Raw genomic sequence first — 14,404 nt, 5'->3', positions numbered from 1 at the left:
GTAGGGTCACAGCGGGTGTAGGGTCAAGTCTTGCCTTTTGCCAATCCAGAAAGGCAACAAACAAAACCTGACGCCGAGACTCGTTATAACTCAACACTTAGGGAAAATTATTTTTCTACCACGGCGTTATACCCCAACTAACAAAGATAACACTCAGTACAATTGCAGAAAGGCCCAAAAGAACAAAGCCGATTAGCGAGCGTTTTCTAAGGGGGCTGTTTTTATGCGCTTTTAGCGTGAGCACAAGCGATGCGATACCCATTAATCCTGCCAACAGCACCAGCAATGCACCAATACCGGCTGGTGGCGCAAAACCAGCAATAAGACTAACCTCGCTGATTTCAATTGCAGCTTGAACACCCAGCCCAATCAGCCCGACACCCACTAGTAAAACAAGCGTCGTGATAAAAGCGATAAGCCGGGGCGTTACCGGGCCAAGGCCTGGCACGTCGACATTGCTTGAGCTAAAGCGTCTGGTAATAGCACCCCAGGAAATCATGATGAAACCTAATAAGGAAATAATGATAGGCGCAGCCGCAAGCAAGCCAGGGACAACAACATTCTTTGGCTCATCCATAGCGCGTGCTGCCAGCTTTAAATGGATATCCGTTTGCAGGTAATCCAAAAACTCTGGTGGCGCTACACCTTCTTCAAGGCAAGATGCATCTAATTCAGCAAGATTTTGGCCTGGCTCGTCGAAAAAGTCAGTAAGTACTCGCGATGCACATTCAGACATGGAACGGGTAGGGCCGTGGCCGGCGTAAGGCACGATGATTAAGCGGCCGTTGCTAAAGCCTGGTGCAATTCGCTCAGCCAGCGCTGGCGGGGTGATTGGATCCCAATCGCCGTTAACCACCAATGTTGGAATATTGCTTTGAATAAGTTGATAGTCCTTGCGATCTCGCGGTGCTAAACCTGCCTCAACGCAGGCGTCGGCCATTAATTGGGAGCCCTCGACTGAAAACGCGCCCTCAGTAAAACCAAAATCTTCTTGCAGATCCTCTGCAGCAATACTGGCTTCGGCAGCCATGTAACCATCGTTGCAACGTATCGCGCTGCCCATACCCAGGCCAGAACTGCGGGAAAATCCTCCTTCGCCATTTGCTAAGGCCTGAAATACTTCGTCGTCCCTGCTGTTAATTATATCGACTAAGCCACGCATAACCGATGGAATAGCGGGGTGTTCGTCTTGTTCATACAGCATAGAGAACGGTGCAAAAGCGGCAATTAACGCCGGCACCTGCGCTTTACCCGATGGAAACAGCTCCTCGTCAAACGCATCCACCATAACAGGGTTAGCAATGAGGGCATTACCTGCAGCGTAAAACGCCTGCTCTAAGCCGTCACAAATTGAAGCGCCCTGACGCTCACATTCTGTAAATACATTCTGATGGTTGCGCGCAACCCAGCGGTGAATGCGCATTAAATCGCCCAGGTCATTAGGTACAATGGCATCGAGCACCAAAGCCCGTATTCCTTCAGGGTCTACATTGACTAACATTTGCCCTAAATGACTGCCGTAGCTAATGCCCCACACATTCCACGAATCGAACCCTAAAGCCTGGCGAAGCGCGCGCACATCTCTGGCATTCTCGACCGTATTGTAGGCGCTTAAATCGACACCCCGGTTGGTAGCCGCTGCAAAACATGCCTTCATTCGCTGCGCATTTTCAATTTCTTGCGCTTTTTGATTATCAGCAAGCACTAGTTCGCGGCTGGTGGAATCGTAATATGGACAAAGCTCTTCAGAATCGCCTATACCGCGTTGATTAAGAATGTATAAATCCCGGGTTTTGGTTAAGTCATGCTTTAAAAAGCGTTTTACATAAAATTCTATGCCCGCGCCAGGCCCGCCGGTAAGGTAGATAATGGGATCTGCTCTTGACTCAAGTACTTGCTCATCCTCTTTGGCTGATGTGTCATCTTCATCAATATCGAGACTCGCCTGGGCAGTAATGTGGGTGAAAATGATCCGAAGTAAACGACTCTCGGGCACTTCTCTGTTTTCCGGCACCGTAATAAAGCCGCAACGCACTCTGCCTGGCTCATAATCGATTTCATTTTTAAAAGGACAAACAACATTGGTAACGTCGCTGACATAATCGTTTATAAAAGCGTTGGTGCTTACTTCAACTGCCGGTGATTCCTGGGCGAAAGCTTGGGTGGATAAACCAAATACAAGTAATACTAAGAGGTATAGCTGTTTGCTCTTTGTCATTGTAAATACCTTATTATTGTCGTTTTCAGGTGATACAGCATAGGGTTTAAGAGGACGGTACTGATGCATCGTACTTTATAAATTACAGTCCGCCTATAAGAATCAAAAGAGTCAATCAAAAGGGGCAGTGTCAGTAATTTTTACAGATATTGAATACTATTTTGAAATAATTAAATTAGCTGCCTCTAAGGTTATGATAACTATGCTGATGCTGTTTTGGCGCATTTTTTGCTACGCATTTTTCGCACGAAGGAAACTAAAATAATATAGGAAGTATATGAAAAACATAATGTTAAAGCTTTGTATTTTGATTGTTTTGGTTGTGATGCAATTTGGTCAATCTGCATTTGCTACCATTATCACCTTAGATGATATTCCGCTGGATTTTCGCTCACAGAATCTACCGTCTTACACTGAAGGTAATTTTGTTATTTCGGCCAGTTGTACCGACTGTTTGAACGTATTCAGTACTACTGAGCCAAATGCTGGCTATGGTGCAAGTACTGCAGCTGCAGGTTGGGGCGCATCAGAGCGCTTTCTGGAAACCTGGAATACTGATGTTATCTTCAGCCTGGCCAGAACCTCAGGCAGTATGTTCAACTTCACGGGATTTGATATCGGCTGGTTCGACAATAACATTTCTAATGCAAGCTGGAGCGTTAAAGCATTCGATGCAATGGGTAACTTGCTTGCGGATGATGTATACACCGGCAAAGGGCACTTTGATTTCGAATATGTGAATGTGTCGTCTGTGACCTTTCAAAATAATGGTGGTTTTAGCTCATTTGATAATCTGGTGGTGTCTGTACCGGCGCCATCTGCATTTCTGCTATTCATCGCTGGTTTTGCCGGGTTAATTGTTGCCAGACGACGCAAGTAACGACTTATTTCATAGGAATACTTGTTACCGTAATATCTAAAAATCCCGGCCAGCAAGCCGGGTTTTTTTATGCAAACGTAATTCTACCAAATATGGTATTTGGTCTGCTCCCTTAGTTTGTACTTCGCTCACGTTCATCCATAGTGACTTTATCTCTAAGTAGCCAGGTGCCGTTTTCTTTAGTTATGATATAGGTTGTATTTATTCTTCTTGTTGGGGTTACCACTTCATTGATAACTTGTCCTTCCCTTTCGTGATATTGATGAACTACAACCACGTCAGGCCTTAAAAATTTTATTTCAGGATCACGCCTAACACTTACAAATGAAGCAGCGTAACCTGCGTTTGAATGTAATCTTTTTTCAAAACTCGTTATCGTATCCTTGCCGCGAAATACCCGGCCAAACGCTTGTAACCAACGACCATCTTCCGACCATATTTTTTCTCTCTCCTTAAAATTTCCACTTTTTGAATGAATATCAATGATATTTTTAATGGCCAAGCGATCCTCAGCAGTTATTTGAAGTTGTTCCTGTATGCTTGAAGTTAGAATCGTTTCAGTTTTTTCTTCCTGTTGAGCACAACCAACCAAAATTACGGTGAGAAAGATTAAATTTATGTTTTTCATATTTTTTTAATTAGTGCCAGCATTTAGGTATGCGTGAGTATAGTAGAGGAGAAAGGAAAAAGGGGGGAAGCTGATTATGGACTTCCGTTTAAACACAAAACACTCCCTGGATATTCGTCAGTCAGCGCTCAGACAGATAAGAGAGCGTTGCGGTATACTTTACCCAGCGGCGACAAACCAACAAAACCATACACCAGGCAATTAAGGGCCACACAATGAGCAAGATTTACGTGCTACATGAAAACAATGAATGGACAGTTCATTTACAAAACAGACTAGATGAATTGAATTACCCTTATGAGTTATGGCATTTGGATGAAGGCTCAATCGATTTATCGGCTGAGCCACCACAAGGCGTTTTTTATAATCGTATGAGTGCATCGTCACATACCAGAGATCACCGCTTTGCCCCTGAACTGGCTGGCGCGGTTATCACCTGGTTGGAATATCATGGCCGTAAAGTAATAAACGGCAGTCGTGCCTTGAGTTTAGAGATCAGCAAAGTACAGCAATACTTAGCTTTAGAGAAAGCAGGCATAGCGACGCCAAAAACCATTGCCGCAGTAGGAAAAAAGCACATTATTGAAGCGGCAAACTCGCTTGGCATGAGCTCATTTATAACCAAGCATAATCGTGCTGGCAAAGGCCAGGGCGTGCAATTATTTCACTCGGTACAGGCACTGCAAGACTATCTTGACGGTCCTGATTTTGATGCACCGGTTGATGGTATTACCCTGATTCAGCAATATATTAAGGCAACCGAACCTTTTATCATCCGGCACGAGTTTATTGGCGGCAAGTTTTTGTATGCGGTTAAAGTTGATACCTCTGAAGGCTTCGAACTTTGCCCGGCCGATGCTTGCGCAATTGGTGATATGTTTTGCCCCACTGACGAAACACCAACACAGCCCAAGGCTAAATTTGAAATACTACAAAATTATCGGCCCGCGTTTATTGAACAGTATGAAATGTTCCTTAACGCAAATGCTATTCAGGTTGCGGGTATCGAGGCAATCCAGGATGCTGATGGCAACAGCTATGCCTATGATGTGAACACCAATACTAATTACAATTCAGACGCTGAGGCAAAAGCGGGGCAATTTGCCATGCGTGAGCTGGCACAGTATTTAAAAGCTGAGTTAGATAAATTAGCGTTGTAAGCATTCGGTTGCGGTCAGAACAACGTTAAACTGAATCGTCGCTTTTCTCCTATAAACGCCGTCCAGATTTTTTAAGCTTATGAAAGCTTCACTCGTCAGAACCTAAAGCCAATTGACGATTGAAGTCAAAAAGGCTACATTCGTAGCTTATTTGGCTTCATAAAGGTTTGCTATGCCGTCACTTGCTGATCTGCTGTTTAAAGAATATCGCCGCCAGGTATTGGCCTTACTATTGTTGCGGCCAGATCAATCGTATCATGTACGTGAAATTGCCCGCCTGACTAATACCCAACCCGGCACCTTACATAAAGAGCTAACTAAACTGGCTGACGCCGGTATCTTAAAAAAGGCGTTGCAGGGTAATCAGCTCTACTATCAGGCAGATACCAACTGTATAGTATTTGAAGAACTTGCCAGCATTATGCGTAAAACCAGTGGTTTAGTCGATGTGCTTCGTCTGGCGTTACAGCCAGTTACCGGGCAACTGCAGTTTGCTGCGGTATATGGCTCTGTTGCCAGCGGTAAAGCAACAGCCAATAGCGATGTTGATTTGTTATTAGTTGGTGATCTCGGCTTTGCTGAAGCCATTAAACTGCTGTATCCGGCGCAGCAACAACTTGGCCGCGAGATTAACCCTAAACTATATTCATTAAATGAATGGCACAAGGCGGTAGCAGGGCAGTCCGGTTTTATCCAACAGCTACTGACAGACCCTTTACTACCTATAGTGGGAAACATGGATGACGTTAGATAATCTGATAGGCAAGCTACTTGAGAGAATTGAGCCAGATCCAATAGCTATTAAGCGTTTGTTGGACGCAGCAGAGCGAAACATAGTAGATGCTGAATTGATTCAGCTTAGCAACGAAAACCGTTTTGACGTCGCTTATAAAGCCATAATGCAACTGGCCAATGCCGCATTACAGGCATCGGGGTTCAGAACCCTAACCAGTAAACCTGGTCATCACCAGACGATGATCCAGTCACTGGTGAAAACTGTCGGAATAGAAACAGACAGAATGATTGTGCTGGATGCCCTGCGCAAACAGCGCAATATTGCAGATTATTCAGGTGATCTGGTAGAAGATGCTGCTGTTGCTGAATGTATTTCACAGGCAAAACAATTGTTGGCCCTTACAAAGGATTGGCTCAGGAATCATTAAAGGATATTTGGGTGAGTTGTGTTTTGCAGGTGTAGAGTCAGGTCTAATGTGATGACTCGCCTCCCATCCTGTCTTAGGATGTAGGTGACCAAACCGATAGAGGCGAATCATCATGACTATCAAAACATTAGGAGTAGATCTTGGCAAGTTCAGTTGTCATGTTATTGGGCAGGATCAGCATGGCAAAATCGTTGAGAAACGCAAAGTCGCATTGACTAAGTTTGCGGAGTATCTGATAAATTTGCCACCCTGTGCGATATTTTTCGAAGCGTGTGGCGGTGCTCATCATTGGTGTCGTAAGGCCAGAAGCCTGGGCCATATGAGTAAAATGATACCAGCCCAATTTGTTAAACCCTTCGTAAAGTCGAACAAGAATGACTTTAACGATGCAGAAGCCATTTGTGAAGCCGCACAGCGGCCAACAATGCGTTTTGCTCATCTACGTAGCGAAGCTCAGCAAGCTTTTGGCTGTTTACTTAAATTACGTGAACAGCTCGTTGAGGAGCGCACAGCCATCAGTAATCAGGCACATACTTTTTTGTTGGAGTTTGGTATTCAGCAGAACAAAGGGCGAGGCTTTATCAGTAAAGTGGCTGATATTACTGAAGATGCAGAGTTTGATTTACCCGCAGCATTACGCTGCGCCCTGTTCCGGCTCGTTCAGCGTTATAAAATGATTGATAATGAAATCAGTGAATTGGAATGGGAAATCACAGCAATAAATAATCAAAATGACAACTGTAAACGGATGCAAAGCATCCCGGGGGTTGGTTTAATCACCTCGAGTTTTATTGAGGCCTGGGTAGGTAATGGCGCACAGTTTAAAACTGCCAGAGACTTTGCAGCCTGGGCCGGATTAGTACCAAAACAGAAATCAACAGGAGATAAAACTAACCTGTTGGGAATTAGTAAGCGCGGCAATTCAACCTTGCGAAAATACCTAATTCACGGCGCACGTTCGGTTATTCAATGGAAGCTCGAAGAAGATCATGCCTGGAGCCCATGGATAAAAAAATTGCTGGCCAGCAAGAAAAAGACGGTGGCTGTAGTGGCAATGGCTAATAAGTTAGCCCGGATAATCTGGGCCGTGCTGACGAAAGAGCAGAATTACGCAGCACACGCTGTTTAAACCGGGTCACACCGAGTTTGCAACACGATGGCAATAAGGCAACAACCATGATCGGAAACCTGGCAAATTCTAAAGCACAATGTTGCTGAAGGTCTTATGAGGACGATGATGGGCGAACAACATAGCGGGCTTGCACAACAAAAAAGTGCAAACTGACCCCGGATACATTGACGCAGACTTATTTGTTATCAGTGCTTGCAATCAGGAGGCGAGTCATACATTGCCTTTTGCCAATCCCCAAAGGCAAGAAACAAGACCTGAATCCGATACGCGTAAATTACAATGTCGCACACCCTTATTAGTTGTCTCTATTGCTCAATGGCTTTTTCCGGCACTAAATCCGGGTTCCATTTTCTAAAGGTGTTGTCTAAAAAGTCATTGGCAAGCTGCTCAAACTCAGGGTGTTGGCTCATTCCGTAAAAGGCGGGTGCAGTTAAGATAAACTTCTCAATCCCTATCAAGTCTGTATCCAGCATTGGCTGGCGCTTAAACATACTCTGAGTTTGCTGCAGGGAAATATCGCCAGTGAAATCCATAAGCCATGCACAGAACCAACTGACCTTATTTTGAGTTTGTTGGCATAGGGAATTTGCATTAGCAAGGCTAGTTTGCAGTGCCAGTGCATAACTGTCGTCGCCCTGGCGTTTTTTAATGGCTGCATAGTCATAAGGCTCAGCTTGATTAAGATCAACGCGTTGCATAAACTCCTCTGCGCTTACCCCTGCCAACTGCTGCTGTTGTTCATACAAGGTTTCGTCGCCTAACAGCAGCTTATAATATGTCAGTAATTCGGTTTTTGTAGACTCACTTATCGCTAATTGTTGATAACGCTGTTGCTGTTGTTCGTTGAGTTTGCCGCGCTTATCTAAATCCAGTAGTAATAAAAAGGCGTTAAAGAATTGTTCTGCATAATCCGGCGACTGGCGTAATTCTTTGGCCATATAGTCCAGCGCGGTATCGATATTGCCGCTCAGGATATTGACTGCAGATTTTGCCCTTCTATAGTCTGCGCTGGGCTCGCCGCGATAGTCGTTAACCAGGGCTAAGGTCGCTTTAATATCCTGTTGGTAGGCGTAACTAAAATAAAGGTTGCTGACGAAGTTCAGTGAGCTGTCAGGAAAGAGCCGTTCCATTCTAGATAACAGTGGCTGAGCTTTCTCCGGCTGTTCCGTTACTGAATACAAATACACCAGGTTGGACATATTGACCTGACTTTGTGGATTGGTTTTCAGTATCTGCTCCCGGCGCAGAATCATATCCTGGTAGTTATCCAGCCTTAACGTACTGATATTTTGAATGAGCGGGTCGTTGGGAGCTTGTTCATAAGCTTGCTGAAACAGAATTTTACTTATTGCGAGCTTAATATTGTTCTCAGCTTGGTTTGCCATTACCAGCGTTTTAAGTGGAAAGTCTGGTGCGGCCAATAGCTCCCAAAACAAGCGTTCCGTTTCTGCCTGGCGCACTTCAGCCGTAAAGCCACCATATTGTAAACCAAAAGTATACACTACGTAGAGTTGCGCCTTAGCCAGATAAAACTGTGGGTCCAGTTTAATCGCTTGTTGCAATAAGTCAGCGGCTTGTTCTATTGATTCCGATGTGCGCTGATAAGCCAGCTCCCGCCCCTGAATAAATAACTAATAGGCGTCGGGATTGGTGGTCATACCGGCTTCATGTTCAACCTGTTCGGGCAACAGATTTAGTTTGAGTGCCTGGGTAATGGCAAAGGTCAGCTCATCTTGCAGGGCAAAAATACTGGTGAGTTCGCGATCATAGGTTTGTGACCAGATATGTGCGCCAGTGGCAACTTCAATTAATTGCGCGGTAATACGCACCTTGTCTTTGTCTTTGCGCACGCTGCCTTCAAGAACGTAATTAACATTAAGGAGTTCGCCGATTTTGCGAATATCAGTTTGGCTGCCTTTAAAGTTAAACGAAGAGGTACGGGATATCACCACCAACTGATTTAAACGCGCCAATGAGTTAAGGATTTCTTCGGCAATGCCATCACCAAAATAGCCCTGGGAATTATCCCGACTCATATCTTCAAACGGTAATACGGCTATAGAGCGCTCTAAACTGTCATCGGCTGAACTGACAAACCAGTTTTGGTAAGAGATAAACGCCAATGCCACCGCTAACGCGGCGGCTAAAATATAATTAATTTTACTGCCGGTTTGCTCACGAATAGACTCGCTAACGTCCACCTCATGAGTGCGTTTAAGCCCCTCAGGTGTCAGTTCAAAGGCCCAGGCAAAAATACAGACAAACGGAAAGGCAATCGCCAGAATGACGGTGGTAATGGTACTGAATAAAGTAGGCAGATGTAAGGCGGGCGAAATAACCGCAACAATTTGCAGGATAATCCAGCAGGTAACCAGATAAACACTGGCAACCTTGAATACATTACGGCGTTTTAGCTCAGTAAATAATGTCATGCGTCCTGCTCATTATTTTTTGTAAGTTAACCTTAAAGGATAAACGGCAGTAGTACAATTAATGTACGAATATATTCATGCTTGAAACCACACGATGCTATTTGCCACCGAACTTACTAAGTACGATCAGAATTAACAGCTGAGCCTGTACCTGCTATTGTGTCGACTGTTTATACCAACGCGTTTATATGATTTGGAGCCAACGTGAAAATCATCCGCAGTAAAGACTTTACCGCCAGCCGCGCCTGGGGCGCTTTGGATATCGCTAGTATGAATGGCATTACCACCCGCTTGCACTGGACAAATCAGCCTTATAAATGGCATATCAATGATGGTGAAGAAGTGTTTGTGGTGCTTGATGGCATGGTAGATATGCATTACCGCCAGGATGGCACCGAACAGGTTAGCCGGTTAGATGCCGGTGATATTTTTTACGCTGGTATTGGCTGTGAGCATGTCGCTCATCCGGTGGGCGAGGCACGGATTTTAGTGATAGAAACAGCGGGTAGTGTGTAACAGGTTTTGCCGCGCTAAGAAAATGACAACGACAATGACAATAACAATCCGATTAATTAAACCGGCAGATATTATGGCAGTCGTGGCACTACAGGATAGCTGCTACAGCGACGCCTTATATGAAAGCCCGACCCTATTGCAGCAACGTTTAAGTGTCGCTGCCGACAGTTGCTGGCTGGCTGAAAACGCTAACGGCCAGTTATTAGCTTATTTATTTAGTTATCCGTCAATCAATGGCCAGATTACGCCGTTGGCGGCGGCTTTCACATTAACTGCTTTGCCTGAACTGCTATACCTGCATGATATGGCCGTAAACCCGGCAGCGCGTGGGCTGGGGCTGGCCAGTCGCTTGCTTGCTACCGCTAAGCAGCACGCATTAAGCCAGGGCTTGACGAAACTGGCCCTGGTAGCCGTGCAGGGCTCGGTACCATACTGGCAGCGAAAAGGTTTCAGGGTAGTCACTAAGCTAACCGATAGCGCAGAGCACGCTCTGAGCAGCTACCAGGGTGAACAAGCGCGTTATATGCAAGCTGCGCTGCTTAGCGATACAAAAGGCTAAAGGGGGGCTTTTGGATATTATCGATACCTTTATCGCACCTGCCTGCAATGAACCTGTGCATATTATGTATCAGGATCAGTACATTTTATTGATCAGCAAACCTGCTGGCTTACTAAGTTTATCGGGTAAAAATCCGCTTAACCGCGATTCGGTGCACTATCGTTTAGTGAATGGTCGGTTGGTACATGGCCAGCCTGGAGTAAGTCCGGCGTTGCCGCAGGCCAAATTACCGCACCGGTTAGATTTTGGTACCTCGGGTATTATGGTGGTGGCGCTGACTCCAGATGCCACCGCGCAGCTTAATAAGCAGTTTCAAGATGGTAAAGTGCAAAAGCACTACACCGCCATGTTGGAAGGCTGGGTTAGCGCTGACGAAGGGGTAATAAACGCGCCGATTGCCAAAGATAACAGCCAGTTCCCGCGGGTGAACATTTGTGAGCGCACCGGCAAAGCCGCGACCAGCCAGTTTAAAGTATTAAAACGGTTAGCTGAGCCACGGCGCAGCCTGGTGCAATTTACCCCGCTTAGCGGCCGCACCCATCAGCTGCGTATTCATAGCCTGAGCATCGGCCATCCGATCCTGGGATGTGATTTGTACCACAGTGACAGCAGTCAACAGCTGGCAGACCGGTTATTACTGCACGCCAGTGATATCTATTTTGAACATCCGGTAACCGGCGAGCCTTGCCACGGACACTGTGCCAGCCCTTTTTAAAAAAATAGCCCTAGCGTGTTTAAAATAATTTAAAAATATTTGTCAGGTTTTATTAGTGCTCATCGACTAAGGGGGTAAGCAAATAACAAAGAGGCTTTTTTATGACAACTATTACTGTAGCTAACCAAACAAATTCAATGCTGTTTACCCAATGGCTTTCTCAGGGTTGGACGTTATTCACACAAGCGCCGCTCAAATTATTTTTTACTTTACTGGCCTTAATGGTTATAGCAGGGTTGTTTCAAGTCTTGCCTGCGCCAACAGGGTTGTTGGTTTCAAAGTGGGTCGGGGCTTGCTTCGCTGCGTTAGTTTGGCCCATGCTAGATCAACTCGCTAAAACCGGTTCTTTTTCCTTCAAAGGATTGTTGGCTTATTCTGGCTGGAAGTATGTACCACTTATCGGCTTGGTATTAATGGCTCCGTTCGTTTTTCAAGTCGGTGTCGCGACCGCCATGCTCGGTAATGCAGGTTTTAATTTAATTATTTTTGGTGAGATTGCTGCAGTCACACCTTGGCAAGTTGCTTGTATTTTCGCTTCTTCCGCCCCTCTGATGGTGCTGCTGATGTTTGTTCCTGCGCATTTATTGCTAGAGCATACATCACCAAAAGATGCATTATCAAAAGGCGTGAAAATGGTATTAACAGCTTGGCAGCCAATGGTAGTATTGATGATTATCAACGCAGTAGTACTCTTTCTGGCACCCTTTACCTTTGCATTAAGTGCGATACTGTTAAGCCCATTATTGGTTTGTGTTAATTATCAGGCTTATCAATCGTTACACCATCACTAGGCAATGTGCTTTTTAAAACTAACAGCAAGGACGCTAAGTGACTCACGCTATTAATATCGAAAAATTATTAACTGAATATGCGCCGTTTTTGGCGCGTATTGTTGCAATTCACGAAGCTAACCCGTCATTAAGAGAAGACTTACTGCAAGAGATTAGTCTTGCCGTATGGCGTGCCTTAGAGAGCTACCGGGGGGAGGCCAGTATTAAAACCTTTGTCGCTCGTATTGCACATAACAGAGGGGTTGATCATGTGTTAAGAGAAACCCGCCGCAATGATTCCATTAATGACCTGCAGTCTGTTGACGAATTACCAACAACGATGACGCAAGCAAACAACGATATGCAATTAGATTTTATTTCTGCCTTATACCGTTTGCCGTTAGGTTATCGGCAGGTAATAACGATGCAATTAGAAGGCTTTACCCAGGCGGAAATAGGCGAAGTCTTAGGTTTAAATGAATCGGCCGTTGCTAAGCGTGCCAGTCGCGCTCGTCAGCAACTGGAAAAACTTTTTTAGAGAAATACTATTTAGAGAAATACAATGGATGACAAATTCAAAAATTGGCAGCAGCAGTATCAGCAATGTACCCCCGACATTGATACCCAGCTATTAATTAAGCAGGTAGCAATAGCGCAGAAAAAGGAAAGGTTAAAAGCATACTCAGAACTTGTTTTGGGGGCAGCGGTTAGTTTGTACTGCATTTATGCAGCCGTGATGTTTGCCCAAAGCCTGATTGCTACAGTGCTATTTGCACTTCTTAGTGTTGTGCCAATAAGTTTTAGTATGTGGAGCTTTAAACTAAGACAAAAACAATGGCAGCAACAAAGTGTTGATGTAAACCAATTACTGGCAATAAAGCGGCAGCATTTGTTTGCCCAATTACGCTACTGGCGAATGAACGCAATTGTCGTTTGCCTGTTATGGCTGGCATTATTAATGCTGCCGATGTTCGATTACTTTTTTGCCAGCAATGAGACTCATTGGATTGTAATAGCTTGCATAAATGGGCTTGTAGTTAGTGCCACATTAGCCAGATTTTTTTATTTAAAAAGCAAATTAAGTAAGCGTTTAAACGACATTTCTGCCTTGTTAGGGATAAATTAAATATTTGATTTAATACTACATATTAATCAATATAGTATGTGCATTAACGAGCAATGGCGGGTGTTGCAATTGTTATCTCTGCATGGCGGATACAACACTCTTCCTCACTCCCCGGCTCCTTCAAAAGAGCTTCTATCCTCTATTTAGTTCAGCCGATGACAGTGCCTGAAACTGCCACTACAATAACCTGCAATACCTGTTACTGACACGGTAAACCTAAGGAGCCTGACGTGGAATTAGATATTTTTATTGTTGATGCTTTTACCAGAGAGCAGTTTAAAGGCAACTCTGCCGCAGTGGTGCCACTGCAACAATGGCTGGCGCCTGGGATAATGCAAAATATTGCTGCTGAGAATAATCTTTCCGAAACAGCCTTTATCCGGGCATTATCGACCAATAAATATGAAATTCGCTGGTTTTCACCGTTAACCGAAATCGACTTTTGTGGCCACGCCACGTTAGCGGCATCCTATGTGATATTTAATCAGCTGGGCGGGCAGGGGGAAGTTGAGTTTGTTACCAGAGAAGTGGGATCCTTATTTGTAAATCAGCATAGCGACGGCAGAATTGAAATGAGTTTCCCCAACCAGTGCCCGCAAGTGATTGAGCAGGTGCCGGGTGCGCTGTTAGCAGGTTTATCAGTAGCACCGATTAAGGTACTAAAAAACCGCCAGGCCTATTTTGCGATAATGGCATCGGAGCAGGATGTCAAAAACCTGAGCTATCGCTCAGAGCAGTTAAAGCAATTGGCGCCTTTTGATGTGGTAGTTAGCGCTAAAGCCAGTTCCACCACCAACACCTATGAGTATGACTTTATTTCCCGCTACTTCTGGCCGGCGAACGGTGGAGATGAAGATCCGGTAACCGGATCTATTCATGCCGGGCTGGCGCCTTATTGGGCGAAGCAGTTGGCTAAAGATGAGTTGGTGGCTTACCAGGCATCAGCTCGCGGCGGCATTTTATTTTGCAGCATTAGCAATGACCGGGTGTTAGTGTCAGGGTTTGCTGTGCTCTATCTCAAAGGCACAGCTTACATTTAGTAGAAAGCTTATTCGCAATCAACATTTATTGTTCTGTTACAAAGCGCTGACTTCTGGCAACGGTA

At 45.0% G+C, this 14,404-nt stretch carries 16 protein-coding genes; 12 read left to right on the top strand and 4 right to left on the bottom strand.

The genetic code is table 11. The annotated features are described in order from the left end of the window. Positions 1–115 precede the first annotated feature (115 nt). Positions 116–2,218: an alpha/beta fold hydrolase gene (locus CRO03_RS03805; protein ID WP_170948931.1), complete on the bottom strand. Its 2,103-nt coding sequence runs from the start codon at positions 2,216–2,218 to the stop codon at positions 116–118. A 277-nt stretch (positions 2,219–2,495) separates the two neighbouring features. Here CRO03_RS03805 and CRO03_RS03800 point away from each other — a divergent pair, with 277 nt between their 5' ends. Beyond that, entirely contained in the window at positions 2,496–3,098 is a 603-nt protein-coding gene (locus CRO03_RS03800) for a PEP-CTERM sorting domain-containing protein (RefSeq protein ID WP_097110203.1), read from the top strand. Between the two features lie 112 nt (positions 3,099–3,210). On the opposite strand, the gene CRO03_RS03795 is transcribed toward CRO03_RS03800, so the two are convergent. Continuing rightward, entirely contained in the window at positions 3,211–3,726 is a 516-nt protein-coding gene (locus CRO03_RS03795) for a DUF4440 domain-containing protein (RefSeq protein WP_097110202.1), read from the bottom strand. 215 nt (positions 3,727–3,941) lie between these two features. Here CRO03_RS03795 and CRO03_RS03790 point away from each other — a divergent pair, with 215 nt between their 5' ends. The 4 genes from CRO03_RS03790 (at position 3,942) to CRO03_RS03775 (ending at position 7,178) form a co-directional block, all read left to right on the top strand. Then, a complete protein-coding gene (locus tag CRO03_RS03790; protein ID WP_097110201.1) occupies positions 3,942–4,886 on the top strand; it encodes an ATP-grasp domain-containing protein in 945 nt (314 codons plus the stop codon). Positions 4,887–5,058: 172 nt separating this feature from the next. Continuing rightward, positions 5,059–5,640, top strand: coding sequence for a nucleotidyltransferase domain-containing protein (locus tag CRO03_RS03785; protein WP_097110200.1), 582 nt, complete (start codon positions 5,059–5,061; stop codon positions 5,638–5,640). Next, positions 5,627–6,049, top strand: a complete 423-nt coding sequence (locus CRO03_RS03780; RefSeq protein WP_097110199.1) for a DNA-binding protein — start codon at positions 5,627–5,629, stop codon at positions 6,047–6,049. The genes CRO03_RS03785 and CRO03_RS03780 overlap by 14 nt, the downstream gene beginning before the upstream one ends. Before the next feature lie 112 nt (positions 6,050–6,161). Next, positions 6,162–7,178 (top strand): IS110 family RNA-guided transposase, encoded by a 1,017-nt coding sequence (locus CRO03_RS03775; RefSeq protein ID WP_097110198.1) that lies wholly within the window; start codon positions 6,162–6,164, stop codon positions 7,176–7,178. A gap of 308 nt (positions 7,179–7,486) precedes the next feature. On the opposite strand, the gene CRO03_RS03770 is transcribed toward CRO03_RS03775, so the two are convergent. After that, on the bottom strand, positions 7,487–8,743 hold the full coding sequence (locus CRO03_RS03770; RefSeq protein WP_097110197.1) for a tetratricopeptide repeat protein: 1,257 nt from the start codon (positions 8,741–8,743) through the stop codon (positions 7,487–7,489). 69 nt (positions 8,744–8,812) lie between these two features. Then, positions 8,813–9,613 carry a hypothetical protein gene (locus CRO03_RS03765; RefSeq protein ID WP_097110196.1) on the bottom strand — a complete coding sequence of 267 codons (801 nt, stop codon included), beginning with the start codon at positions 9,611–9,613 and terminating at the stop codon, positions 8,813–8,815. A 204-nt stretch (positions 9,614–9,817) separates the two neighbouring features. Between CRO03_RS03765 and CRO03_RS03760 the strand changes: the two genes are divergently transcribed. The 7 genes from CRO03_RS03760 (at position 9,818) to CRO03_RS03730 (ending at position 14,339) form a co-directional block, all read left to right on the top strand. After that, positions 9,818–10,129 (top strand): cupin domain-containing protein, encoded by a 312-nt coding sequence (locus CRO03_RS03760; RefSeq protein WP_097110195.1) that lies wholly within the window; start codon positions 9,818–9,820, stop codon positions 10,127–10,129. 34 nt (positions 10,130–10,163) lie between these two features. Continuing rightward, positions 10,164–10,688 (top strand): GNAT family N-acetyltransferase, encoded by a 525-nt coding sequence (locus CRO03_RS03755; protein ID WP_097110194.1) that lies wholly within the window; start codon positions 10,164–10,166, stop codon positions 10,686–10,688. Positions 10,689–10,698: 10 nt separating this feature from the next. Then, entirely contained in the window at positions 10,699–11,403 is a 705-nt protein-coding gene (locus CRO03_RS03750) for an RluA family pseudouridine synthase (protein WP_212682324.1), read from the top strand. Positions 11,404–11,504: 101 nt separating this feature from the next. Then, a complete protein-coding gene (locus tag CRO03_RS03745; RefSeq protein WP_097110193.1) occupies positions 11,505–12,194 on the top strand; it encodes a hypothetical protein in 690 nt (229 codons plus the stop codon). A 37-nt stretch (positions 12,195–12,231) separates the two neighbouring features. Further along, positions 12,232–12,711, top strand: coding sequence for an RNA polymerase sigma factor (locus tag CRO03_RS03740; protein WP_097110192.1), 480 nt, complete (start codon positions 12,232–12,234; stop codon positions 12,709–12,711). 24 nt (positions 12,712–12,735) lie between these two features. Continuing rightward, the gene (locus CRO03_RS03735; RefSeq protein ID WP_097110191.1) at positions 12,736–13,299 is read left to right on the top strand and encodes a hypothetical protein; all 564 of its coding nucleotides are present in this window, start codon (positions 12,736–12,738) and stop codon (positions 13,297–13,299) included. Positions 13,300–13,529: 230 nt separating this feature from the next. Next, the gene (locus tag CRO03_RS03730; RefSeq protein ID WP_097110190.1) at positions 13,530–14,339 is read left to right on the top strand and encodes a PhzF family phenazine biosynthesis protein; all 810 of its coding nucleotides are present in this window, start codon (positions 13,530–13,532) and stop codon (positions 14,337–14,339) included. Positions 14,340–14,404 lie beyond the last annotated feature (65 nt).

Source organism: Arsukibacterium tuosuense (assembly GCF_900215315.1).
In the GTDB taxonomy this organism is placed as follows: Bacteria; Pseudomonadota; Gammaproteobacteria; order Enterobacterales; family Alteromonadaceae; genus Alishewanella; species Alishewanella tuosuense.
This window is presented reverse-complemented; position numbering and strand designations above follow the sequence as displayed.